At 73.3% G+C, this 23234-nt stretch carries 21 protein-coding genes; 11 read left to right on the top strand and 10 right to left on the bottom strand.

Features of this window, described 5'->3' with window-relative positions; translation table 11 throughout:
- Positions 1 to 14 precede the first annotated feature (14 nt).
- The 7 genes from HNR10_RS03940 to HNR10_RS03910 all read left to right on the top strand — a co-directional run bounded on the left by HNR10_RS03940 (position 15) and on the right by HNR10_RS03910 (position 6042).
- Positions 15 to 1070: an ABC transporter permease gene (locus HNR10_RS03940; protein WP_179820917.1), complete on the top strand. Its 1056-nt coding sequence runs from the start codon at positions 15 to 17 to the stop codon at positions 1068 to 1070.
- Positions 1067 to 1915 (top strand): ATP-binding cassette domain-containing protein, encoded by an 849-nt coding sequence (locus HNR10_RS03935; protein WP_179820915.1) that lies wholly within the window; start codon positions 1067 to 1069, stop codon positions 1913 to 1915. The genes HNR10_RS03940 and HNR10_RS03935 overlap by 4 nt, the downstream gene beginning before the upstream one ends.
- Positions 1912 to 2859, top strand: coding sequence for a carbohydrate kinase family protein (locus HNR10_RS03930; RefSeq protein ID WP_179820914.1), 948 nt, complete (start codon positions 1912 to 1914; stop codon positions 2857 to 2859). Before HNR10_RS03935 ends, HNR10_RS03930 begins: the two co-directional genes overlap by 4 nt.
- Positions 2860 to 3080: 221 nt before the next feature.
- Entirely contained in the window at positions 3081 to 3485 is a 405-nt protein-coding gene (gene panD / locus HNR10_RS03925; RefSeq protein ID WP_053617660.1) for an aspartate 1-decarboxylase, read from the top strand.
- Between the two features lie 120 nt (positions 3486 to 3605).
- Entirely contained in the window at positions 3606 to 3845 is a 240-nt protein-coding gene (locus HNR10_RS03920; RefSeq protein ID WP_179820912.1) for a hypothetical protein, read from the top strand.
- A 47-nt stretch (positions 3846 to 3892) separates the two neighbouring features.
- Positions 3893 to 5200, top strand: coding sequence for an MFS transporter (locus tag HNR10_RS03915; protein ID WP_179820910.1), 1308 nt, complete (start codon positions 3893 to 3895; stop codon positions 5198 to 5200).
- A 143-nt stretch (positions 5201 to 5343) separates the two neighbouring features.
- Positions 5344 to 6042 carry a hypothetical protein gene (locus tag HNR10_RS03910; RefSeq protein ID WP_179820909.1) on the top strand — a complete coding sequence of 233 codons (699 nt, stop codon included), beginning with the start codon at positions 5344 to 5346 and terminating at the stop codon, positions 6040 to 6042.
- A 57-nt stretch (positions 6043 to 6099) separates the two neighbouring features.
- Here HNR10_RS03910 and HNR10_RS03905 read toward each other — a convergent pair whose 3' ends face one another.
- The 4 genes from HNR10_RS03905 to HNR10_RS03890 all read right to left on the bottom strand — a co-directional run bounded on the left by HNR10_RS03905 (position 6100) and on the right by HNR10_RS03890 (position 9831).
- Positions 6100 to 6960: a ferric iron reductase gene (locus tag HNR10_RS03905; RefSeq protein WP_179820907.1), complete on the bottom strand. Its 861-nt coding sequence runs from the start codon at positions 6958 to 6960 to the stop codon at positions 6100 to 6102.
- Positions 6961 to 7167: 207 nt separating this feature from the next.
- On the bottom strand, positions 7168 to 7896 hold the full coding sequence (locus HNR10_RS03900; RefSeq protein ID WP_179820906.1) for a DUF2306 domain-containing protein: 729 nt from the start codon (positions 7894 to 7896) through the stop codon (positions 7168 to 7170).
- 79 nt (positions 7897 to 7975) lie between these two features.
- Positions 7976 to 8851 (bottom strand): ABC transporter permease, encoded by an 876-nt coding sequence (locus HNR10_RS03895; RefSeq protein ID WP_312889101.1) that lies wholly within the window; start codon positions 8849 to 8851, stop codon positions 7976 to 7978.
- Positions 8848 to 9831, bottom strand: a complete 984-nt coding sequence (locus HNR10_RS03890; protein WP_179820904.1) for an ATP-binding cassette domain-containing protein — start codon at positions 9829 to 9831, stop codon at positions 8848 to 8850. Before HNR10_RS03890 ends, HNR10_RS03895 begins: the two co-directional genes overlap by 4 nt.
- 101 nt (positions 9832 to 9932) lie before the next feature.
- On the opposite strand from HNR10_RS03890, the gene HNR10_RS03885 reads away from it, so the two are divergent.
- The gene (locus HNR10_RS03885; RefSeq protein ID WP_179820903.1) at positions 9933 to 10718 is read left to right on the top strand and encodes a TetR/AcrR family transcriptional regulator; all 786 of its coding nucleotides are present in this window, start codon (positions 9933 to 9935) and stop codon (positions 10716 to 10718) included.
- A 242-nt stretch (positions 10719 to 10960) separates the two neighbouring features.
- Here HNR10_RS03885 and HNR10_RS03880 read toward each other — a convergent pair whose 3' ends face one another.
- From HNR10_RS03880 to HNR10_RS03870, 3 genes are all read right to left on the bottom strand, one after another.
- Entirely contained in the window at positions 10961 to 12163 is a 1203-nt protein-coding gene (locus HNR10_RS03880; RefSeq protein WP_179820901.1) for a JmjC domain-containing protein, read from the bottom strand.
- A gap of 234 nt (positions 12164 to 12397) precedes the next feature.
- The gene (locus HNR10_RS03875; RefSeq protein WP_179820900.1) at positions 12398 to 14686 is read right to left on the bottom strand and encodes a prolyl oligopeptidase family serine peptidase; all 2289 of its coding nucleotides are present in this window, start codon (positions 14684 to 14686) and stop codon (positions 12398 to 12400) included.
- Between the two features lie 372 nt (positions 14687 to 15058).
- Entirely contained in the window at positions 15059 to 16279 is a 1221-nt protein-coding gene (locus HNR10_RS03870) for an ABC transporter ATP-binding protein (RefSeq protein ID WP_179829508.1), read from the bottom strand.
- A gap of 613 nt (positions 16280 to 16892) precedes the next feature.
- On the opposite strand from HNR10_RS03870, the gene lnt reads away from it, so the two are divergent.
- Positions 16893 to 18551: an apolipoprotein N-acyltransferase gene (gene lnt, locus HNR10_RS03865; protein ID WP_179820898.1), complete on the top strand. Its 1659-nt coding sequence runs from the start codon at positions 16893 to 16895 to the stop codon at positions 18549 to 18551.
- Between the two features lie 122 nt (positions 18552 to 18673).
- Positions 18674 to 19231, top strand: coding sequence for an FxsA family protein (locus HNR10_RS03860; protein WP_179820896.1), 558 nt, complete (start codon positions 18674 to 18676; stop codon positions 19229 to 19231).
- An 80-nt stretch (positions 19232 to 19311) separates the two neighbouring features.
- Here HNR10_RS03860 and HNR10_RS03855 read toward each other — a convergent pair whose 3' ends face one another.
- Entirely contained in the window at positions 19312 to 19983 is a 672-nt protein-coding gene (locus HNR10_RS03855) for a hypothetical protein (RefSeq protein WP_179820895.1), read from the bottom strand.
- Between the two features lie 216 nt (positions 19984 to 20199).
- Between HNR10_RS03855 and HNR10_RS03850 the strand changes: the two genes are divergently transcribed.
- On the top strand, positions 20200 to 21369 hold the full coding sequence (locus HNR10_RS03850; RefSeq protein ID WP_179820893.1) for a PP2C family protein-serine/threonine phosphatase: 1170 nt from the start codon (positions 20200 to 20202) through the stop codon (positions 21367 to 21369).
- Positions 21370 to 21416: 47 nt separating this feature from the next.
- On the opposite strand, the gene HNR10_RS03845 is transcribed toward HNR10_RS03850, so the two are convergent.
- Together HNR10_RS03845 and HNR10_RS03840 are read right to left on the bottom strand one after the other, a co-directional pair.
- A complete protein-coding gene (locus HNR10_RS03845) occupies positions 21417 to 21896 on the bottom strand; it encodes a nucleoside deaminase (RefSeq protein WP_179820892.1) in 480 nt (159 codons plus the stop codon).
- 9 nt (positions 21897 to 21905) lie between these two features.
- A complete protein-coding gene (locus HNR10_RS03840; RefSeq protein WP_179820890.1) occupies positions 21906 to 23198 on the bottom strand; it encodes a multidrug effflux MFS transporter in 1293 nt (430 codons plus the stop codon).
- Positions 23199 to 23234: the final 36 nt, after the last annotated feature.

Below are 23234 nucleotides of genomic sequence, written 5' to 3'. Positions count from 1 at the left end.
AACGCTGAACCACCGTGACCACATCGAACACCTCGCGGGTGCCGACCTCCGATCCGCAGCCGCCACCGACCGTCCTGGCCGAGGACGTCAGGCCGCCCACCCTGGTGGACCGGGCGCAGCGGCTCCTGCACGCCCAGGCCACCCTGGGGCCCGCGGGCGTCCTGCTGCTCACCATCGTGGCGTTCTCGGTGATCGCGCCGAACTTCCTGGCCCCGACGAACATCTCACTGATCCTGCAGCAGACCGCCGTGATCGGCACGCTCGCCCTCGGGCAGACGCTCATCATCCTGACCATGGGCATCGACCTGTCGGTCGGCTCGATCATGGTGCTGTGCTCCATCGTCATGGGGCGCCTGTCCGCCGACTTCGGGGTGCCGGGTCCGCTCGCGCTCCTGGTGGGACTGGCCTGCGGCATGGCGTGCGGCCTGTTCAACGGCGTGCTGGTGACCCGGGTCAAGCTGCCGCCGTTCATCGTCACCCTGGGCTCGCTCAATATCTTCTTCGCGCTGAACCTGTGGTTCTCGCGCAGTGAGACCGTGCGCGGCACGGACATGTCGCCGGTGCTGATGTGGACCGGGCAGGTCCTCACCGTCGGCGGCATGCGGCTGACCTACGGGTCGCTGCTCATGCTGGCGATCTGCGGGCTGCTCGCCTACGCACTGCACCGCACCCGGTGGGGCCGCCACGTCTACGCCACCGGCGACGACCGGGAGGCCGCGCGCCTGGCCGGGGTCCGGGTCAACCGGATCCTGCTGAGCGTCTACGCGGTGGCCGGCCTGGTCTACGCGGTCGGTGCGTGGATCCTCATCGGCCGCATCGCCTCGGCCAGTCCGCAGGCGGGCGTCATGGACAACCTCGACAGCATCACCGCCGTGGTGCTGGGCGGCACCAGCCTCTTCGGCGGCCGCGGCCTCATCATCGGCACCGTCATGGGCGCGCTCATCGTGGGCGTGTGCCGCAACGGACTGTCGCTGGCCGGAGTGGACGTGCTGTGGCAGAACTTCGCCGTGGGCGTCCTGGTGATCCTCGCGGTGTCCCTCGACCAGTGGATCAGGAAGGCCCGACGATGAACCAGACCACCACCGGCCCCGCGGCCACCGCGGCAGCGCACGAGTCCGCCGAACCGGTCCTGGCGGCGCGCGGCCTGGTCAAGCGCTACGGCAGCGTGACCGCCCTGGACGGCGCCGACCTGGAGCTGTACCCCGGCGAGATCCTCGCCGTCATCGGCGACAACGGCGCGGGCAAGTCCAGCCTCATCAAGGCCCTGTCGGGGGCGATCGTCCCCGACGCGGGGGAGATCCTCGTGGACGGGTGCCCGGTGCGGCTGCCCACCCCGATCGCCGCGCGCGACGCGGGCATCGAGACGGTGCACCAGAGCCTGGCGGTCTCGCCGTCCCTGGACATCGCGACCAACCTGTTCCTGGGGCGCGAACTGCGCCGGCCGGGCGTGCTCGGCTCGGTGCTGCGCATGCTGGACCGGCCCCGGATGCGCGCGGAAGCGGCCCGCCACCTCGACGAGCTCGGGATCAAGACCATCCAGAACCCCAACCAGGCGGTGGAGACCCTCTCGGGCGGGCAGCGGCAGGCGGTCGCGGTGGCGCGGGCGGCGGCGTTCGGCAACAAGGTCGTCATCATGGACGAGCCCACGGCCGCGCTGGGCGTGCGCGAGTCGCGTGCCGTGCTCGACCTCATCCTGCGCGTGCGCGACAGCGGGCTGCCGGTCATCCTCATCAGCCACAACATGCCGCACGTGTTCGAGATCGCCGACCGGGTGCACGTCCAGCGCCTGGGGCGGCGGGTCGCCACGCTCGACCCCTCGGGGTGCGGCATGTCGGACGCGGTCGCCGTGATGACCGGTGCCCTGGACCCGGCCGAGCTGCCCGAGGGCGCCCTGGCCCCCGGAGCCGCATCGTGATCGTGGTGTGCGGCGAGGCGCTCGTGGACCTGGTGCCCCGGCCCGGGCCGGGCCAGTGGCGGGCGGTGCCCGGTGGCGGTCCGGCCAACGCGGCCGTCGCCCTGGCCCGCCTGGGCTCGGAGTCGGCGCTGCTGTGCCGGCTCTCGGGCGACGCCTTCGGGCGCCAGATCCGCGCCCACCTGACCGAGCGCGGTGTCGACCTGGGGTTGGCGGTGGCGGCGGCCGAGCCGACCACGCTGGCGGTCCTGGCGCTGGACGAGACCGGGGGCGCGGACTACGGGTTCTACCTCCAGGGCACGGCCGACTGGCAGTGGCGTCCCGAGGAGCTGCCGGAGCTGGGCGCGGGCACCGAGGCCGTCCACGTGGGCTCGCTCGCCGCCCTGCTCGAACCGGGCGCGGGGCGGCTGCGAGCGTGGGCCCGCGCCCACCGGGACCGTACGACGGTGTTCTTCGACGTCAACGCCCGCCCGGCGGTGGGCGTGGCGCGGTCCGAGGCCGCCGGCCAGGCCGCGGAGTGGATGGACGTCGCGCACGTGGTCAAGGTCAGTGAGGAGGACATCGCCTGGCTGGAGCCGGGCCGCGACCCGCTCCTGGTCGCCGAGCGGTGGGTGGTGCGCCACGAACTGGACCTGCTCCTGCTTACCAAGGGTGGCGAGGGCGCGGTGGCGCTGTCGTCCCACTGGGGCGACCGGGTGGAGGTGCCGGGCGTGCGCGTGGACGTCCGCGACACCGTGGGCGCGGGGGACACCTTTGGGGCCGCCGTCCTGGCCCGCCTGTCCGAACGGGGCGTGCTGGCGCGGGGCCCGGCGGACCCGGACCCGGCCACGGTCCGCGACGCCCTGGGCTTCGGCGCGGCCGCCGCGGCCCTGGCCTGCACGACCGAGGGCGCCGACCCGCCGCATCGCGCGGACGTGGAGGCCCTCCTGGGCGCCCTCGCCGCCTGACCGGGGGCGGGCGCCGCTCCCTCACACGCCGCCGACCGCCCTCGCGCGGTCGGCGGCGCCTTCGCGCATGGGATCCGGAACACGCGGGACGAACGGTGTGTTGGGCCGTTAGTGGGACCCACTGGTCGAAGCGGACCAGGGGAGAGGTCATCATGGTGGACGCACGGGACCCCGCACGGGGCCTGTAGTCGCCACCACGCATCGGAAACGAGGCTCGATCAGTGCTGCGCACCCTTATCAACGGCAAGATCCACCGCGCCACGGTCACGCAGGCCGATCTGCACTATGTCGGATCGGTCACCATCGACGCCGACCTGATGGAGGCCGCCGACATCGTCGACGGCGAACAGGTCCACATCGTCGACATCGACAACGGCAGCCGGCTCGTCACCTACGCGATCACGGGCGAGCGCGGCACCGGCGTCATCGGGATCAACGGCGCCGCGGCGCGCCTGGTCAGCCCCGGCGACCTGGTCATCATCATCTCCTACGCCCAGGTGACCGAGGCCGAGCGCGCCGAGCACGTCCAGCACATCGTGCACGTGGACGCCGACAACAAGGTCGTCGCCCTGGGCAACGACCCCGCGGAGCCGATCCCGGGCAGCACGCTCGTCTCCGGGCGCTGACCCGCCCGGCCGTGCCTGCACGCGTGCCCTCACCCGCGCGCGGGCACGGCCGCCACCCCCGTTCCCTGGCCGGTTCCGGCCTGCTCGGCGACCCCGGTGCCGGGTATGCCCTGGGAAGGCATGGACACACGGGACGAGGAGCGGCGCCGGGTCGCCGAACACATCGAGTGGCAGAAACAGGGTGCCTGGGTCGTCCTGTGGGGCGTGTACACCCGTCGGTTCTGGGCCTACGCCTGCTGGCCGGTGATCCCCCGCGAGGGCGTGGTCATCAGTGCCGAGCGCCCCGACCACCTCTACACCGACATGCGCCAGGTCGAACGCGAGCACGGATACCTGAGGTGGCGCTACGGCCGCCGGTGACGAAGGACTACGATTCGTCCCATAACCGATGAATCGGAAGGTCCCCCGTGTCCACTGATACCTCGCCGCCGACCGAGATCCTGACCGAGGAACGCCGCGCCCGCCTGCAACGGCGCACGGTCGTCTCGCTCATGCTCACCCAGGTCGTCGGCGGCATCGGCATGGGCGCGATGCTCGCCGTGGGCGCGCTCATCGCACAAGACCTGACCGGGTCCGACGCCTGGGCCGGGATGGCCACGACCATGATCACCCTGGGCGCCGCCGTGTTCGCGCTGCCCCTGGCGTCCCTGGCCGCCCGCCGCGGCCGACGGCCGGGGCTCGCCCTGGGCTGGGCACTGGGCGCCGTGGGCGGCACGGTCGTCATCGGTGCCACCGTGCTGGGCTCGTTCGTCCTGTTCCTGGCGGGCATGGTGCTCATCGGCGCCGGGACCGCCACCAACCTCCAGGCCCGCCACGCCGCCGCGGACCTGTCCTCCGAGCGCAGTCGCGGCCGGGACCTCTCGGTCGTGGTGTGGGCGACCACGGTCGGCGCCGTGGTGGGGCCCAATCTCATCGGGCCGAGCGGCCGGGTGGCGCAGTGGCTGGGCCTGCCCGACCTGCTGGGGCCGGCCCTGTTCACCACCGCCGGGTTCGTCCTCGGCGCCGTCCTCACGTGGGCGCTGCTGCGGCCCGACCCGCTGAAGACCGCCACGGCTGCGGTCGACGCGGCCTCCCGCGCGGCCGGGACGCCCGAGACCGCGGGCGGTGTCCCGCTGTCGGTACCCGGCGCGCTGGCCGTGGTCGGGCGCACCCCCGCCGCGCTGCTGGCGGTCGTGGGCATCGTCGCCAGCCACACGGTCATGGTCGCGGTCATGACGATGACTCCGGTGCACCTGTCGCACCACGGGGCGGCCCTGACCGTGATCGGACTGACCATCTCCCTGCACATCGCCGGGATGTACGCCTTCTCGCCGGTCGTCGGCTGGCTGACCGACCGCTTCGGCCGGCTGCCCGTGCTGCTGTCGGGACAGGTGGTGCTGCTGGTGGCCGTGGCCGTGGCCGGGACGGCCGGAGAGGACGAGGTCCTGGTGGCCACCGGACTGGTGCTGCTCGGCCTGGGCTGGTCCTTCGGCCTGGTGTCGGGAACCGCGCTGCTGGCCGAGTCCCTGGCACCGGAGGTGCGTCCGCGGGTGCAGGGCGTCAGCGACCTGCTGATGAACCTCGGCGGTGCCGCGGCCGGCGCCCTGTCCGGCGTCGTGCTGGCCCAGACGGGCTTCGGCGGCCTCAACCTCTTCGCGGCCCTGTTCACCGCCCCGGTGTTCGTTCTGGCGCTGCGCGTCCTGGCGGCCGGCCGCCGCTCGGGGCCGGCCGCCTGAACCGGCGCCCGCGCAACACTGCCGGAGCTTTACCGGAAACGCCCCGGGAACTGCCGTGTGAGTCCCCTCCACGCGGTTAGCGTCCAACTGTGGGGCCCACCGGCCCGGGTGGGCGCAGTCGCCGGACGTGAGGGGTGGTCCCAGTGACCGATCGAGAGCCCGACCGAGGACCCGAGGAACGGTCCGGGGCGTCCCCGGACCCGGTGAACCACCGTCCGCCCGAAGAGTGGCGGCCGGGCGACCCCGGTGACCCGATGGGGGGCGGCGCGCAGCCGCCGGGGGAGCCGCCGCACGAGTACCCCCGGGGCTCCGCGCCGGGGGAGCACCCCACCGGGGCGCCGCCCGAGCCGATCACGGGCGAGTACTCCGAGGGGCCCAGCGGCGCCTCCCAGGCGGGCTTCGAGCACGCCGGGTACGCGCCGGGCTACGGGGAGGCCGACGAACCGGGCGCCGGACCCGGCTCGTACCCGCCCATCGGGCAGCCGTGGAGCGGGACCGCGCAGGCCGGACCGGGGGCGGGGCAGACGGGCCCGCAGGCGGGCGCGCCGACAGGGCAGCCGACCGGCCCGCAGGCCGCGCAACCCGGCTGGACGCAGCCGCCGGGCTACGGGCAGCCGGGCGGTGCGTACGGCCGGCCGCCGCACTATGTCCAGGGGCCCGGCTACGGACAGGGGACCCCGTCCGCGGGATACGGGTCCTACGCCTACGGGCCGCCGGAGGAGAAGTCCACGCCCTGGGGCAAGATCATCGGGATCGGCTGCGGGGCCCTGCTCGTCGTGATGCTGGTCAGCGCCGTGGTGTCGGTGCTGATGTTCATCCTCGTCGGCGTGGACCTCCGCTAGGCGCCCTCCCGCGCCCTGTCCCGGCCGTGCCGCCGGGAACGGGTCGCCGGGAGCCGGTCAGGGGGCCAGCGCCGGGTCGCGCAGCCACTCCGACAGGGTCTCCTGGCGCTCGCTGTCGCACTTGAGCGGACAGGTCGTGCAGAACCCGTGCTCCGGGTCGCCCTTGTAGTCGAAGCAGCACGTACCGCGAACCGCCCACGTGCCCTGCGGGTGCTCGGGCGCGAACGGGAACAGCCGGGGCCGCTTGCGCGTGACCGCGCCGGCCTCGACCACCGCGTCTCCGAGCCGGGACGCCAGCTCCCAGGCCTGCTCGGCGTCGCGGCCCAGGTAGCGGGCCGGGTTGAGCATGTAGAAGTGCAGAGTGTCGAGCACCCAGCCCCAGAGCGTGCGGCGCCCGGCCCTGGAGTGGGCGTGCAGCGCCTCCACGAGCGGGCCGACGGTGGCCACGAACCCCTCGGCGGCCATCCTGAGCTGGTCGTCCTCGTCCCGGGCGACCACGGTGTCCGTGCGGTCGGCGGCCGGGTCGTCGGGCAGGACCGCGAGGCGGGTGTCGACCACCGCGGGAGTGCCGAAGCGGCAGCGTGCGGTGTCCCAGGGCAGGACGAGGGAGTGCGGGGTCAGCAGCGGTGCCCGGCCGGTGAGATACAGCGAGGCCGAGAGCAGGAAGATCGGTTCGCGCAGGGTGGCGCGCAGGAAACCGGTCGCGGCGGGAAGGCGGTGGCCGGGGCCGTGCTCGGTGCGGAGCTTGTCGAAGAGCACCGGGAGGGAGCCGTCGTGGGCCAGGGCGTCGGCCCGGTGCCGGTGCAGGGCACCCGGCGGGGTCCGGTGCAGGTCCTGGGACGTGACCAGGTCCGGCAGGGGCGCGAACCGCAGCGACGCACAGGCGTCACGGATCGCGTCGAGCGGATCAGGAGTCACCACGGAACCTGCCCTTCGTCGCGTGAAGCCGTTACCGGGGTGGGTGCGGTCGCAGTGACCACCGGTGTGACGGTTCCATCTGCGCCTCTTAAGTGAGGCTACCCTAACGATTCGGCGGATCGCAATGATCTTCGGCGTGTCGTGACGCTCCCTTGGGGTGGAGAAGGGGCTGGTCCGGGCGGGGGCGCGGCCCGGTGGGCGGTGTCGTCAGGCGGACCGGGGCACTCGTCGGCGCGGGCGGCGGTACTTGAGCCACCACTCCACGGCCAGGAGCGGGATGATCCACGACAGGAAACCCGAGGCCGGGCCGAGGGCCAGGCCCATGGCGTCGACGTCGCCGCCGTACACCGTGTCGACCCGCGGAAGCATGACCAGTATCAGCACGATGAGCAGTACGCGGTTGAACGCGATGCCGAAGACGAGTGCGAAGCTGCGCAGCATCCACTCGCGGTGCGCCGCGAAGCGGCGCCGGCGCGCCATCACGTACCCGGCCACGGTGAAGGACAGCCACAGCACGGCCCAGACGGTGTTGCTGACCTGGCCGCCGGCTCCAGAACCGCTGTAGGGGGCGATGAGCAGGGCGGGAACGCCCACGAACGGGACTCCGGCCAGGACGTAGGCGCGCCCGCTCCAGCGGTGGACGGCCGGATACCGCCGGCGCACCCAGGGCCACACCTGGACGATCACCAGCAGTGTGAGCAGGGTGCCGCCGAAGATGTGCGTCACCAGCGCGGTGAAGTACCAGGAGGGGTGGTCCGGGACGGGCAGGCGTGCCCGCGCCGGGTCCAGGGCGAGGTAGGGCGGAACGGAGTAGAGCAGGAAGACGAGGCTGAACAGCGCCAGCGGGGCGATCCAGGGGCGCTCCCACCAGCGTGGGGCCGGGCGGGTCCGGCGCGGGCCGCGCTCCGGTGCGCTGGAGGCGGTGGTCGTGGTCACGGCGGGACTCCTCGGGTTCGGGCGGTCTGGGGAGGGTGAGTGGGAGGACGGCTTCGGGCGCGGCACGGCGCGGGGCGGGTCAGCGGTCCAGTGACCGGAACCGGCGCACGGCCAGGGGAGCGGTCACGAGCACGACGGCGGTGGACACGGCCACGGCCACCGCCAACGCGTGCTGGGCGGGCCAGGCGTCCGAGGGCAGGGCCGGATTGCCGAACAGTTCGCGGGTGGCCGTGACGACCGCCGAGAGCGGGTTCCACTCGGCGACGGGCGCGAGACCGGCGGGCATCGCCTGGGCGGGCAGGAAGCTCGTGGAGAGCATCGTGAGCGGGAAGGCCAGCGGGTAGACCACCATGCTCACCGAGTCGGGCGTGGGCATGACCAGGCCCAGCAGCGCCCCCAGGCACACCAGGGCCAGCCGGAACAGCAGCAGGACGCCGACGGCGCCCGCCGCCGCGACCGCCCCGTCCTCGGCCCGCCATCCCAGCAGGAGGCCGACCCCGAGCAGGAGCACGACCTCGACGGCGCCGCGCAGCATGTCGGACAGCACGCGCGCGCCGAGCAGTGAGAGCGGGGCCATCGGCATGGAGCGGAACCGGCCCATGACCTCGCGTGCCGTGTCGCGGGCGACGCCCGCGGCCGTGCCCGCGATCCCGTAGACCATGACCATCGCGAGCATGGCGGGCACCAGGAAGGACGGGTAGTCCTCGGCGCCGGGCGGGGCCATGGCCTCCCCGAACACGAAGCCGAACAGCAGCAGCATCGTCACCGGCATGGTGAGGGCGATGGCCGGCTCGAAGGGGTCGCGGGCCATGTGGCGCAGGTTGCGCCGGGTCAGCACGAGCGTGTCCGACCACGTCTTGCGCGGTCCGGCGGAGCGTCGCCACCCGGTGCGGCCGGTGCGTCCGGCGCGGCCGGTGCCCGACCCGGGAGCGGTGGCGTGTGCGGAGGTGCTCACGCGACCATCTCCGCCGTGCCCGCGGGGGCGGCGGAGCCGGTCAGGGCGAGGAAGACCTCGTCCAGGCTGGGGCGGCGGATGCCGACGTCGGCCACGCGCGCACCGGAGCCGTCCAGCGCGCGCACGGCGCGGGTCAGGGTGTCCATGCGGTCCGCGGCGGGGACGCTGACCCGCTGTTCGGCGGGATCGACGGTCGGCCGGGCGCCCAGGGCCCCTTCGAGCAGTCCGGCGACGGCGCCGAGGTCGGCCGGGTCGCGTACGACCACGTCCAGCCGGTCGCCGCCGACCCGGGACCGCAGGTCGTCCGGAGTGCCCTCGGCGATCACCCGCCCGCGGTCGATCACGGCCACGCGGTCGGCCAGGCGGTCGGCCTCCTCCAGGTACTGGGTGGTCAGCAGCACGGTCGTGCCCGCGCGCACCAGGGCGCGGACGGACTCCCACACCTGGAGGCGGCTGCGCGGGTCCAGGCCGGTGGTGGGCTCGTCCAGGAACAGTACGTCGGGTTCCTGGACGAGGCTGACCGCCAGGTCCAGGCGGCGGCGCATCCCCCCGGAGTAGCCGTCGGCGCGACGGTCGGCGGCCTCGACCAGGTCGAAGCGCGCCAGGAGCTCCTCGGCGCGCTCCCCGGCGGCGCGGGCCGGGTAGCCGTACAGGCGGGCGAACATGACGAGGTTCTCCCGCGCGCTCTGCAGCTCGTCGACCGCGGCGTACTGGCCGGTGAGTCCGATGCGGGCGCGCACGCGGTCGGCGTGGGCGACGACGTCGTGGCCGTGGACGGCGGCGCGTCCCGAGTCGGGGCGCAGCAGGGTGGAGAGGACCCGCACGGCGGTGGTCTTGCCCGCGCCGTTGGGGCCGAGGAGGCCGTAGACGGTGCCGGGGCGCACGGTCAGGTCGAGTCCGTCCAGCGCGCGGGTGGCCCCGTAGCTCTTGCGCACCCCCTCGGCCCTGATCGCGGGGGCGGCTTCCGTCGGGTTCGGCATGATGTGTACTCCCTAAACTGTGTACCCAGTACGCTTTATTGTTTAAGTAATACACAGTTCTAGGATGGGTGTCAACGACGATCCCGACGACGTGGTGGCACATGGCACAGCAGGAACCGAACCGGATGGCGCGCGAGATCGACCTGCTGTGGGGACTGCGCACCTCGCCCCGGCGCGGACCCAAGCCCAAGCTCAGCCGGGACGCCGTCGTCGACGCCGCCGTCGCCCTCGCCGACGCCGAGGGCCTGGAGGCCGTCTCCATGCAGCGCGTGGCCAAGGAGCTCGGCTACACCACGATGTCGCTGTACCGGCACGTGGACAGCAAGGAGGACATGCTCACGCTGATGGCCGAGGCGGCCACGGGGAGCGCACCGCCCGCGCCGCGTGAGGACGGCGACTGGCGCGCCGGCATCGAGGACTGGGCCGCGGCGATCACGCGCCGGTACCGCGACCACCCGTGGATGGTGTTCGTTCAGCTCTCCGGACCGCCGAGCGGCCCCAACGGCCTGCGGTGGATGGAAGCCGGACTACGCGAGCTCGTCGGCGCCGGGCTGCGCACCGGCGACGCCCTGGAGATGCTGCTCCTCATCACCGCCACGCTGCGCGAGACCATCCGGATGGAGGTCGAGATGGGCCGGGCCGCCGCGGAGGCCGGGACCACCATGCCCGAGAGCGAGCGCGACTACGCCCGGGCGCTGCGCATGGTGGTGACGCCCGACAGGTTCCCCACCATCGCCCGCATGCTGGACGAAGGAGTCCTGGACCAGGAACCCGCGTCGGCCCCGCCGGAGGGCGGGCCGGCCGGCGGACCCGCCGAGGGGCTGGACTTCGGTCTCCAGCGCATCCTCGACGGGATCGAGGCCTACGTTCGTGCTCGGGGCGCTTGATGCCGGGTCCTTCGTCGTCGCGCGCGCCTGCGCTCGTTCCTCGCTCCGGCTCGGGTTCGGGCGCCCTTGAGACGGGGCCTTCGCGCCTTCCGGTGTACACCCGTCGGCGCCCTCCTGGTGCTTTCCTTGGGCCGCCGCTCGTTCCTCGCTTCGGCCCGGATAGACCCCCTGTGGACCCCCTGGGCCGAAGCGCTCACCTCTCAACCCCTGGGGCCCGGCGAGCGGGACCGCTTCGGGGCCGGTCAGCGGACCAGGACGAGGTGGTGCCGGGCCAGGGCCACGACCACCTGTGCGGTCTCCTCGGCCGAGGCCCTGGCGTGTTCGGCGAGGTCGGCCACCGTCAGTACCCGGTGCTCGGCCAGGGCCTCCAGCACAGGCGCGGCTACGGCCGGGAGCCGGTAGCGCTTGCCGGACACCGAGACCGCCACCCGGCCGTCCTCGCGCTCCAGCGGCGGCGGCAGGACCGGAACGAACTCCACCCGCGCCCCGGGCGGCGGCGGGTCGTCCTGCACCGCCCACGGCAGCGCGAACGACGTGCGCCGGGGGAAGCGGGCGTCCCGCTCGGCCAGGACCTCGTCCAGGTCCCATGCCTCGGCCAGCTCCAGCAGGCGGGCGACCAGCGCGTGCTGGTGCTTGCGCCGCTCGTCGTCGGCGGCGAAGCGGGGCAGGTCGCGTCGGAAGGTCTCCTCCTCGAACAGCCGGCGCACCAGCGTGTTCGCCCAGTCGATCCCCGTCGCCCGGGTGAAGCCGAACGTGAGGTGCATGCTCACCCCGCCCGTGCCCGTGACGGTGTGCCACCAGCCGCGCGGGACGTGGATGATCTGGCCCGGTCGCAGGACGCCCTCCCAGATCGTGTGCGTGCGGCCGTCGGCGTCCACCGGCGCGGTATGGGCGTGGTCGGTGTCGTCCTTCATCGGGAACGCGCGCGTGCCGGGGCCGTGCACCTTCCAGTGCTTTGTGCCCTCCAGCTGCACGATCATCGTGTCGTGGTCGTCCCAGTGGGTGTCGAAACCGCGCGACTCGCCCCAGATCAGGTACAGGTTCGCCTGCACACGCTCGCGCACCAGCCGCATGAGGTCGTCGGCCGCCGCACCGACTCCGGGGTGCATCCGGTCGACGCTGTCCAGGACCAGGCTCGCCCCCGCCCGCAGTTCCCGGTAGAGCGCCTCGGGGCGCACGATCCGGCGCGCGGTGCGCGAGGAGGTGGCGCCCGCGGTGTAGCGGTCGACCGGAACGGGCGAGCCGTCCTGGTGCAGGCGCAGCCGCGGCGGCTCGGGTGAGCACGTGGTCAGCACGTCGTTGAGATCGTCGAAGGTGAAGAGGGAGCGGACGGCGTCGGCGCCCAGTTCGGCGAAGAAGAACTCCTCCGACAGGCGGGTGGTCAGGGCCTCCCGGCCCACGACGTCGCTCAGGGGTCCGGTGAACAGCTGGCCGGGGTCGGTCACGGCGGTCCTTCCACGAGGGGGGACCCGCCCGGTCCGGACCCCGGGGTCCGGACCGGGCGGGCAGGGATCAGATGAAGTCGGAACTGCCGTCGGTTCCGTCGCTGTCGCCGCCCGCGGTGATGTCGCGGGAGGTGACCTCCGCCAGGTCCTCGACCTCAACCTCGATGGGGTCCATTCGCACCGCACCTCACTTTCTGTGTGCCGTTACCTTCTCGGGCAGGGCGGCCACCGCGCTCAGCGCGGCAGCAGCCCCGTTCGTTGGGCCGCGAACGCGTGCGCGTCCGCGGCCAGGCCGACCGCCCGGCTGACCGCGCGCGGTCCGTGGCCGACGTCGCGCTCGTAGCGCAGCAGGACCGGCGGGCGGCCGTCGTGGCGCGCCGCGGCCAGCAGCGCCGCGCACATCTTGCGCGGATGGGCGGCGCCGGTCCTGGTGTCCCCGGCGAAGCCGGTGAGCAGGATGTCGGGATAGCGGTGGCCGGGCGCGTGGACGGCTCTGTCCAGGACCCGGTGGTAGGGGGAGTAGGACATGAGCGCGGCGAAGTCGTCGGGGTCGGCGGCCGTGCCGAACTCACGGGTCCACATCCGGCCGAGCCCCAGCCGCTCGAACCGGGCCATGTCGGCCAGCGGAGCGGACGCGATCACCGCCTCGCACAGGTCCGGCCGGGCCGCGGCGGCGGCCAGGACGAGCAGGCCGCCGGCCGAGCCGCCGGACAGGCACAGCTGATGGCGCGCGCACACGCCCGCGCCGACCAGGGCGTCGGCCGCCGCCACCAGGTCCTGCACGGCGCGCGGCTTGTCGCGTCCCGACCCGCGCAGGTGCCAGTCGCGCCCGGCGTCGCCGCCGCCGCGCACGTGGGCGACGGCGTAGCGGCCCCCGGTCTGCAGCCAGGCCAGCACGGTGGCGCTGAACCCGAACTGGCGCGGCCGGCCGAAGCCGCCGTAGGCGTGCAGGATCGTCGGTCCGGGCACGGGCGGCTGCTCGGGTGCGGCACCGGAGTGCTCACGCAGGGTGAAGACGCTGATCGGGACCCGGGTGCCGTCCTGGGAGCGGCACCACAGAACCGTCCGCCGAACGGAACGCCCGTGCGCCTCCGCGCCGGCACGCCGTGTCTCGTTCGGCGCGTGTGGCGTGTACGCGGCCGCGTCGGAGCCATGGGGCGCGTTCTGTGCGTGTGCCGCGCTGTCGGCACGGCCGGACGCGCCCGGGGCCCGGGACGTGTGCTCGCCCCGGTCCGCTCCAGGGGTTCCGTCCTGGGCGGTGATCGCCGGGGACGACCGGTCGACGGGCCAGGGGCGGGGCACGGGGTCGCCCGGGGCCAGGGACAGCACCCGCTGCTGGACGGCCACGTCCGCGTACCCGAAGTACACCGTCCCGTCCGGCGCGTCCCCGGGTGTGGACACCATGCCCTCGCCCGGCAGGTCCACCGCGTACAGCCGGGCGCCCGTGCGCGCGTCGTGCACGGCCGCCTCGCTGATGCCCAGCCGGGTGCGCGCCACGAACAGGGCGGGGCCGTCCGGACCGGCACAGGGGGTGAAGGCGTCCAGCGTGGCGCCGGGGTCCTCGGCCACGATCTCGCGCCAGTGCTCGACTCCGGGTTCGTGCGGGGAGACCGCGCAGATCCGCCGGTGCGGCGCCCGCAGGGTCGTGCGCAGGTACAGCAGGCCGTCCGGCCCGAGCCGGGCCTCGGTCTCGCCGTCCTCACCGACCTGTACGGGGGTCAGCCGGGGGCCGTGGGTGCGGCTGGGACGGTCGCCGAGGTCGGCCAGCCACAGGTCCGTGCGGTGCCCGGTGCCGTGGCTCTCGGTGACCAGCAGCCGGCGTCCGCCCAGGACGCGCACGCCGGGCACGGTGTCGGGCGCGGTGCAGGCGTGCACGAGGGTCTCGGCGCCGTCGGCGACCCGGCGCAGCCACACTCCGCGCACGCCCTGGGCGCCATCGCGCCGCACGTAGCAGAAGGCGGGGCTCTCGCCGGGCAGCCAGGCCACGTGGGAGTAGCGCACACCGGTGACGGCGGGGCCGACCTGGGCGCCGGAGTCGGCGCGCAGCACGCGCAGGCCGCCGCGTTCCACCCCGCCGGAGGACGTCTGGAGGGCGACCAGGCGGCCGTCCGGATCGGGCTCCCAGGCGTCGAGCGTCGTGCGTCCGCTGGGGTCGTGCGCCGCGGGGTCGAAGACGGTGCGCGGCGGCCCCGGGGTGTCGTCGTCGAACACGACCAGGCGGGGGTGCTCGGCGCCGGCCGGGCGCAGCGTGGTGAAGACCCGCCCGGGGCGCACCACGGGCGCGGTCCACAGGTCGGTGTCCACCAGCGCGCGGATCCGCTCCGCCAGGCGTCTGCGCAGCGGCCAGGTGGCGGCATCGCGCTCATACTCGCGACCGCGCTCCTCGATCCAGTTGACCGTCTCGGGTGAGTCGGCGTTCTCCAGCCAGCGGTAGGGATCGGGCACGGCCCGTCCGTGGAGGGTGTCCAGGACGGAGGCGGGATCGTGGACGAGGGCGGCTCCGGGGGCTCGGTTGCGCACCATCACATGCTTCGGTCTGGTGGCGCGACGGTCAAGACAAGGATCCCTGACCCCACGGCACACCATTGTCACCGAGAGGTCAGGTTTGGTCGGAGCGCTTCAGGGACAAACGCGCTGGTCCTCGCGGGTCAGGGCCGCGCCTCGTCCCGCGCCGTGGACCGGTCGCCCACGGTCGCCGGGGGCGACCGAATCCGGTCAGCCGCGGACGCCGCCCCACGTACTCGGCCCGCGCCACACTCTCGCGGCGACACCGACGCCTTGCGCGACCCCGCGAACCTGCTGGTCGGGCGGGGCGAGACGACGACGGGGCCGCTCCCGGCCGCCGAACGGCGGCCGGGAGCGGCCCCGGGGAGCCCGGACGGGCTCTCGCGGGTTCTAGGCGTTGTCGGGGTGACCGATCGCCAGACCGCTCTCGTGGTCGAAGAAGTGCAGCTGGCTGACGTCCACCGACAGGCTGATCTTCTGCCCCGGCTTGACCGAGCTGCGGGGGCTCACCCGCGCGGTGAACAGCGACTTGTTCTCGCTGAGCGGCATCGCGGAGTCGGCGCTGTCCTCCTCGTCGCCCGCGGCGTCCTTGGCCAGGGCGGCGGCGTCCTCGTGGCGGATCGGCGGGGCGTCGACACTGAAGATGACGTTGATCTCGGTGCCCAGCTCCTCGGTCACACCGGCGGTGACCTCGATGCGCGGGTCGCCGTTGCCGTCGAGCTCGGCGTCGCTGAAGTCGGAGGGGCGGATGCCCAGGATGAGCTTGCGGCCCAGGTATTCGCGCAGGCCGGGACGGCTGTCCAGCACGCTCGCCGGGATCGGCAGCTTGTGGTCGGCGAAGCCGAGCACGGCGCCCTCGCCGTCCCGCGTGATCTCGGCGTCGACGAAGTTCATCGCCGGGGAGCCGATGAAGCCGGCCACGAACAGGTTCTTGGGCGCGTCGAACAGGCGCTTGGGGGTGTCGACCTGCTGCAGGCGGCCGTCGCGCATGACCGCGACCCGGTCGCCGAGGGTCATCGCCTCGATCTGGTCGTGGGTGACGTAGACGGTGGTGACGCCCAGGCGCTCGTGCAGCTGGTTGAGGCTGGCGCGCATCTGCACGCGGAGCTTCGCGTCCAGGTTGGACAGCGGCTCGTCCATGAGGAAGGCGCGCGGCTCGCGCACGATGGCGCGGCCCATGGCCACACGCTGGCGCTGACCACCGGAGAGGGCGCCCGGCTTGCGCTTGAGGTAGGGCTCCAGGCCCAGCATCTCGGCGGCCTCGGCCACGCGGCGGGCGATCTCCGCCTTGCTGACCTTGCGCAGCTTGAGGCCGAACGCCAGGTTCTGCTCGACGCTCATGTGCGGGTAGAGCGCGTAGTTCTGGAAGACCATCGCGATGTCGCGGTCCTTCGGCGGACGGTCGTTGACGACCTCGTCGCCGATGACCAGCGTGCCGTCGGAGATCTCCTCCAGGCCGGCGATCATGCGCAGTGCGGTGGACTTGCCGCAACCCGAGGGGCCGACGAGCACCATGAACTCGCCGTCCTCGATCTTGAGGTTGAGGTCGTTGACGGCTTTGACATTGCCGCCGTAGATCTTGTCGACGCCGTCGAGGACGATCTCCGCCATGGTGGTCAGCTCCCGCTGGTTCGTGGTGTGCGGTGAGGGGATCTCGTGGCCGATGACCCGTTGTTCACCACCCTGGTTCCGAAGTTGATCGAACCAGGAAGTTTCATTGATCACATCAGACACGATCTTGATCGAAATGTCCAGAGTTGGCGGAGTACTGATCTGATTGTGGTCAGACACAAACCCCCGGTGCTCAGCTGGCGTGGCGGGCCCAGGTGCGTTAGCCTGTCCGACGGTTCTTCACTTTCTCCCCTTCACCACCGCGACACGGCACCGACGACACGGCCGCCGGGTTGAGGCACGAGGTCGGGGAGTCTGGGTAACCTAACGACCAGTCCAGCACTGGACGGACCGGTTGTGCGGCCCCCGCTCGTCCGATCTGACGCTGCATCACACGCCAGGTGCAGCTGCGATCGGGTGAGGGGAGGAGTACCGCGACCGGGCGGGGGGTTGGACCCGGAAAAGGCCCGAACATCCAGTAGACAACGGTCTTCCGAGCTCGCCGCCGACGGGACGGAGCCGGTCCGAAGGGTGGCTCGGGCCTTTTCCGCGTCCCCCCATATGCTCTAACCGCCAGCATCCCCACACGCCAGCGGAAAGCGAGCAACCCAGAGTGGTCGCCGAGCACACCGAGCAGGGCGAGTCCCCGCGCTCCGACAGACCCCCGTCGAGCACGGCGGGGGAGGGACCGACGGCCGCGGTGCCACCCACGCCCGCGACCGTGGCCCTCCTGGGCCACCGCTGGGGACGCTTCGACCTCCTCTGGCGGGTCCTGGCCGCGGTGGGTTCCGGTCTGGCCCAACTCCTGGCCCTGCCGCCCTACGGCCTGTGGTGGCTGGGGCCGCTCAGCGCCGCGCTGCTCGCCTTCGCCGTGGCCGGGGTACGGATGCGCCGCGCCGCCTGGCTGGGCGCGCTGTCCGGCGCCACGCTCATGGTGCCGCTCGTGCGGTGGCAGGACATCTTCGGCGTCGACGTGTGGCTGGCCATCGCCGGAGCCGAGACCGTCTACTTCCTCCCCATGGCGATGGGGATCGCGCTCGCCGTGCGGTTGCCCGGGTGGCCCGTGTGGACCGCCGCGCTGTGGGTCGCCCAGGAGGCCGTGCGCGCCCGCTGGCCGCTGGGCGGCTTCCCGTGGGGCAAGCTCGCCTTCGCCCAGCCCGACACCCCCTTCGTCGGCTACGCCGCCCTGGGGTCGTCCGCGCTCGTGTCCTTCGCCGTCGCCCTGACCGGCGGCGTGCTGCTGTGGTCGGTGCTGCGCGCCCTGTCCGCGACGGCTCCGGCCCGGGTACGTGCAGCCTCGGCCGCCGCCGGGGTGCTGGTCGCCGCCGCCGTGCTCGCGGGCGGGGTCCTGGCCCCCTCGGTGGCCCGTCCCGCGCCCGCCGAGACCGTCACCGTCGCCATGGTGCAGGGCAACGTGCCGGGCGTCGGGGAGATGTCGATCCTGGGCGAGCGCATGCAGGTGCTGCGCAACCACGCCGACGGCGTCCACGAACTCGCCGCCGCCGTGCGGGCGGGTGAGGAGCCGCGGCCCGACATGGTGCTGCTGCCGGAGAACGCCACCGACATCGACCCGTTCCGCGATCCCGAGGCCGAGGAGATCATCTCCGCCGCCGCCCGGGACATCGGCGTCCCCCTGCTGTGGGGGATGAGCCGGTTCAACGACGACGGCACCCGCTACGTCCAGAGCGTGGTGTGGGACCCCGAGACCGGACCCGGCGACGTCTACGTCAAGCGCTACCTCGTGCCCTTCGGGGAGTACATCCCCTACCGCGACTTCTTCACCCGGTTCGTGCAGCGCCTGGAGCAGGTCAGCTCCGACGCCGTCCCCGGCACGGAGCCCGGCGCGATCGACGTCGCGGGCACCACGCTGGCCGTGGGGATCTGCTTCGACATCGCCTTCGACCCGCCGGTGCGCGAGTCGGTCGCCGAGGGCGGCCAGATCATCGTCGTGCCCACCAACAACGCCAACTACAACTTCACCGGTCAGACCCAGCAGCAGCTCGCCATCACCCAGCTGCGCGCGGTGGAGCACGGCCGCTCGGCGGTGGTGGTCTCCACCAGCGGTGTGAGCGCGGTCGTGGACCCCGACGGCACCATCGCCTACGAGTCGCCGGAGGCCGAGGCCGACGTGCACGTCGCCGAGATCACCGCGATGGAGGGCCAGACGCTCGGGACCCGCCTCGGCGCGGCCCCCGAGGCCGTCCTGAGCGCCCTGGGGCTGGCCGCCGTGCTCACGGCCGTCATCGTCTCGCGCCGCCGGACGCGCGACTGAGTCCCATGGGTCCCGTGAGTCCTGCCCTCCAGGGGTGGGCCGCCCAGGGCGGGGAACGATGAGGGACGCGGGAACGTTCTTCCCACAGACCCCCGCCGCCCTTGAGTTGAGGATGGTTCACGATGCCGCTGCTGGCCGTGTTGGCGCTGATGGCCCTTCCGTTCGTGGAAGTGTGGCTGATGATCGTCGTGGGCGGATGGATCGGGGTGCCCTGGACGCTGGCCGTCCTGGTGTCGCTGACCGTCCTGGGCGTGTTCCTCCTGCGCCGGGCCGGAACCAGGGCCTTCCGCGACGCCGACCAGGCCATGCGCACGGGTGAGCCGCCGCGCGGCGGCCTGCTCGACCCCCTCATGCTGATGGCGGGCGGTGTGCTGCTCGTCGTACCCGGCTTCGTCACCGCGTTCCTGGGGCTGCTGCTGGTCACCCCGGTCACCCGCCCCGCCCTGCGCTGGGCGTTCGCCGGCTGGGCCCAGCGCCGGATGCGCCGCATGCAGGAGCGGATGAACGAGGAGTTCGCCGCCCAGGGCGCGCGGATTCCCGGTCAGGGCGGTCCGGGGGACCCGTTCGGACGCCGCCCCGGCGGCGACCCGGGCAAGGGCGGTTCCGGCGGTTCGGGCGGCGGCCGGGTCATCCAGGGCCACTTCGAACCGGAGGACGGCACGGACCGTTCCCAGGACTGATCGCGTCGGCCGTCGCCGTCGCCGTCGCCGTCGCCGTCGGTGCTGGCACCGGAACCGGGGACAGGGCGCCGGGTCGCCGGTCAGCCGACGGCGAAGACCACGACCACGACCAGCGCGATGACCGGAAGCGTGACCGCGGTGCCCACCAGCATGGTGAACCCCTGGAAGTGCGCGTGGTACAGGGGCAGCCGCAACCGGTGGTGGCGGCGGAACTCCTTCATCGACGGGGTGTCCGGGGACAGCCACTGCTCGCAGGGGGCGCCGAGCCGCCGCCACAGCTCCGCCAGCTCCTCCTGCGGCCAGTATCCGCTGCCGAAGCTGATCGTGCGCCCGTCCCTGTCGGCGATGACGGTCAGGATGTCGGCGTCGGGTACCCCGCCCGTGTCCGTGAGATAGCGCGCCTTGGTGACTCCGGCGATCCGGTCGCGGGGCATGCGCCGAGTACGCCCCCGCCAGTTCCGGTGGACGAGTTCGCCAGGTGTGAGCACCAGACGGGTGTTGCGGAAGAACAGGACGCTGTACACGCAGACCGCGACACAGGTCACGACCAGCAGCGCGACCATGGCCAGCACGAACCGGACACCGGTGCCGGACTCGTCCTGCTCGAAGGAGTACCAGCCGGCCGCGAGCTCGACCGCCAGGCCGATGAGCGCGACGACCATCAGGGCGATCCTGCCGGGGCTGCGCACCTCCTTCCAGAGGCTGCCGCTTCCGGGACGCACCGTGAACGTCGTGCCCGTCTCGTGCCGCATGCTTCTCCTCGATGTCGGTTTCCTCGCAAGGGTCTGACGGAGTTCGCGGCTGCCCGGTTCCTCCCCCACGGACGCGAGGGCGGATCCACGGCGTCATGAAGGGAGAGCCGCGGTGGCCGCACGTGGCCTGCGAAGGTGGTGTCGGACGTGGTGGGCGGGTCTTCCGGGCGGGTAGTGCCACAGGAACAGGATCCGAGCTGAATCCCAGGTGGCAGCATGTCCGAACGAGGTTCGATCGACGCAGCCGTGGCGGCACTGGCGCTCGCCGGCCAACAGAGCTCCTTCACCGACCTCCCCGGCCTGGTCGCCGGCGAGGCGGCGCGGGCCGGCCTGCCCGAAGTACGCATCTACCTGGCCGACCGGCAGGAGCGGGTGCTGCGCGAAGTGACCGGCGACGGACTCGACGCGCACCGCGGCGGAGCGGACCTGCGCATCGACGGCACGGTGGCGGGTCTGGCCTACACCAAGGGCGAACCCGTGCCCATCGGGCGGGAGCAGCGCTGCTGGGTCCCGGTTCTGAACGGTGCCGAGCGCCTGGGCGTGCTCCGGGTGGCCTATGAGGAGGGGACCGGCGTCGAGGCGATGCGGACCCTCGCGGCGATGGTGGGGCTGCTGGTGGTCGACAAGCGCTCCAACAGCGACGCCTATGCCCGACTGATCCGTACCAAGCCCATGTCGGTCTCGGCGGAGATGCAGTGGATGCTCATGCCCCCCGTCACCTTCACCAACGCGAAGGTGACGGTCTCGGCCGCCACGGAACCGGCCTACGACAACGCCGGGGACTCCTTCGACTACGCTCTGATCGGTGACCGGGTCAGCCTGGCGGTCTTCGACGCGATGGGTCACGACGACGCCGCCGGCCTGCTCGCCAACCTGTCGGTCGGGGTGTTCCGCAACCATCGCCGCAAGGGCACCCCGTTGGCCGATATTCCCCGGGTGGTCGAGGACGCGCTGACCGAGGAGTTCGTGCGCACCCGATTCACGACGGCGGTCATCGGCGAACTCGACCTGTCCACCGGTGATCTGCACTGGGTCAACTGCGGCCACCAGCCGCCGGTGCTCATACGGGGCGGCAAGGCCCACGAGTTGGAGTGCGAGCCCTCCCATCCCTTGGGAATGCGGTTGGGGCTGCCGGTGACGGTGTGCCACGAGCAACTGGAGCCGGGGGACCGGGTGGTGCTGTACACCGACGGCATGATCGAGGCCCGGGACTCGCAGGGCAGGGAGTTCGGACTCAACCGGTTCGTGGACTTCGTGATCCGCCATGACGCGGACCGGCTGCCCGTGCCCGAGACGCTGCGGCGCCTGATCCAGGCCGTGATGGCCTACCACTCCGGCAGGCTCGACGACGATGCCACGGTGCTGGTCTGTGAGTGGCACGGCTGAGGCGCCGACGGGGCCCGGGTCATCGCCGCCCGGAGAACAGTCCGGGCTCACGTGCGGTCGAGGAAGCGGGCGTGCAGGCTCCGGACCTGTTCGGCGAGCGCGGCGACCGGGCCGTCGACGACCGCGTCCGGCACGACCTCGGTGATCGCCAGCGGGCGGACCGGCCCCGGCGGCAGGCCCCAGCCCTCGCGCCACGCGGTGAGCTGCGCGGACGAGGTCGCGTACACGATCCGCCCCAGACCGGCCCACCCGTGCGCCGCCGAGCACATCGGGCAGTGCTCCCCGGAGGTGTACACGGTGGCCGCGGCGCGCTCGGCGGGGGTCATGCGCGTCCCCGCCCAGCGGGCGATCTCGAACTCCGGGTGCCGGGTCCGGTCGCCCCCGGCCACGTGGTTGTGGTCCTCGAACAGGACCGCGCCGTCGCCGGAGACCAGGACCGAACCGAACGGTTCGTCCCCCGTCTCCAGGGCCGTGGCCGCCAGTCCGACCGCGCGCCGCAGGTATCGAACGTCGTCCTCGTCCACCACGGTGTGCTCCTACTGTCCCGTCCCGCGCCCCCGTGGGCGCCGTCCGCGCGCCATCGTACGCCGCGCGCGGGCACCCGGGCCCGCCTGCTCGCCCGCACCGGTGCCGGCGCGCGCGACGGTCAGCGTGCACAGGGCCAGCAGCGCCAGGGCGGCGGAGCCGAACAGGACGGCGCCCATCGGTACGGCCGTGGTCTCGTCGAGTCCGACCAGGGGAGCGGCCACCGCGCCGATCACCATCGGGAACGCCCCGATCAGTGCGCTGGCCGCGCCCGCCCGGCGCTCCTGACCGTGCATCGCCAACGCGAATCCACAGGCCAGCGTGGCGCCCATCGCGGCCATGTAGACGAACAGGGGCACCGCCAGGGCGACCAGCGGGCCGCCGACCAGGGTCGCTGTGAGCACGACCCCCGTGGAGGCGACGGCCGCGACGGCCGCCGCGCGCAGCAGCGACCGCTCCGACCACCGGTCGCTCAGGCGCCCCACGGACGCGCTGCCCAGGACCATGGCCAGCCCGTTCACGGCGAACAGCACACCGAAGGCCTGCGCCGAGACCCCGTGCAGGTCCTGGTACACGAACGGCGTCCCCGCCACGTAGGCGAAGCTCCCGCCGTGCAGCAGCCCGACCACGAGCGCGTACCCGAAGAAGCTCCGGTCGCGCAGGAGCGCGCCCATGGACCGCAGGGACCCGCCCACACTGCCCGGCACGCGCCGCTCCCGCGGCAGGGTCTCGCCCAGCCCGAGCGCGGCGACCAGGGTGACGGCGGCGCCGAGCACGGCGAGGAAGACGAACACGGCCCGCCACCCGCCCAGGGGCAGCCACAGGATCCCGCCGCCGACCACGGGCGCGATGAGGGGCGCGACCGCGGTGATCGCCGTCAGCGCGGCGAAGAACCGGGTCAGGTCGCCCCCGCTGAAGACGTCGCGCACGACCGCGCGCGAGAGCACGAGCCCGGCCGAGGCGGTGAAGCCCTGGAGGAAGCGCGCCGCGACCAGCGTGCCGGCGGTCGGCGCGAGCGCGCACAGCAGCGACGAGAGCACGAACAGGGCCAGCGACACCAGCAGCGGCCCCCGCCGCCCGCGCGCGTCGCTGAGGGGGCCGACGACCACCTGGCCCGCTGCCAGCCCCACCATGCACGCGGTCAGGCTGAGCTGGACGACGGAGGCGGGCGCGTCCAGGTCGTCGGCGATCGCGGGAAGCCCGGGCAGGTACATGTCGATGCTGACCGGCCCCAGGACCGACAGCAGGCCCAGGAGCAGGGCCAGTCCGACACGGGCGCGACCGGTGGGGTGCTGCGGTGTCACGGCCCTCCTCGGGAGCACTCGGTGGACGCGCGCCCC

It is taken from the genome of Nocardiopsis aegyptia (genome assembly GCF_013410755.1).
Classification (GTDB): domain Bacteria; phylum Actinomycetota; class Actinomycetes; order Streptosporangiales; family Streptosporangiaceae; genus Nocardiopsis; species Nocardiopsis aegyptia.
The sequence above is the reverse complement of the archived record's forward strand: the minus strand, read 5'-3'. Positions and strand labels throughout refer to the sequence as shown.

Excerpts from the sequence above, each read along its gene's own strand:
- HNR10_RS03850 (WP_179820893.1), top strand. The coding sequence starts at position 20,200 with ATGTCCGAACGAGGTTCGATCGACGCAGCCGTGGCGGCACTGGCGCTC.
- HNR10_RS03860 (WP_179820896.1), top strand. The coding sequence starts at position 18,674 with ATGCCGCTGCTGGCCGTGTTGGCGCTGATGGCCCTTCCGTTCGTGGAA.
- HNR10_RS03870 (WP_179829508.1), bottom strand. The coding sequence starts at position 16,279 with ATGGCGGAGATCGTCCTCGACGGCGTCGACAAGATCTACGGCGGCAAT.
- HNR10_RS03875 (WP_179820900.1), bottom strand. The coding sequence starts at position 14,686 with ATGGTGCGCAACCGAGCCCCCGGAGCCGCCCTCGTCCACGATCCCGCC.
- HNR10_RS03885 (WP_179820903.1), top strand. The coding sequence starts at position 9,933 with ATGGCACAGCAGGAACCGAACCGGATGGCGCGCGAGATCGACCTGCTG.
- HNR10_RS03855 (WP_179820895.1), bottom strand. The coding sequence starts at position 19,983 with ATGCGGCACGAGACGGGCACGACGTTCACGGTGCGTCCCGGAAGCGGC.
- HNR10_RS03935 (WP_179820915.1), top strand. The coding sequence starts at position 1,067 with ATGAACCAGACCACCACCGGCCCCGCGGCCACCGCGGCAGCGCACGAG.
- HNR10_RS03920 (WP_179820912.1), top strand. The coding sequence starts at position 3,606 with ATGGACACACGGGACGAGGAGCGGCGCCGGGTCGCCGAACACATCGAG.
- HNR10_RS03890 (WP_179820904.1), bottom strand. The coding sequence starts at position 9,831 with ATGCCGAACCCGACGGAAGCCGCCCCCGCGATCAGGGCCGAGGGGGTG.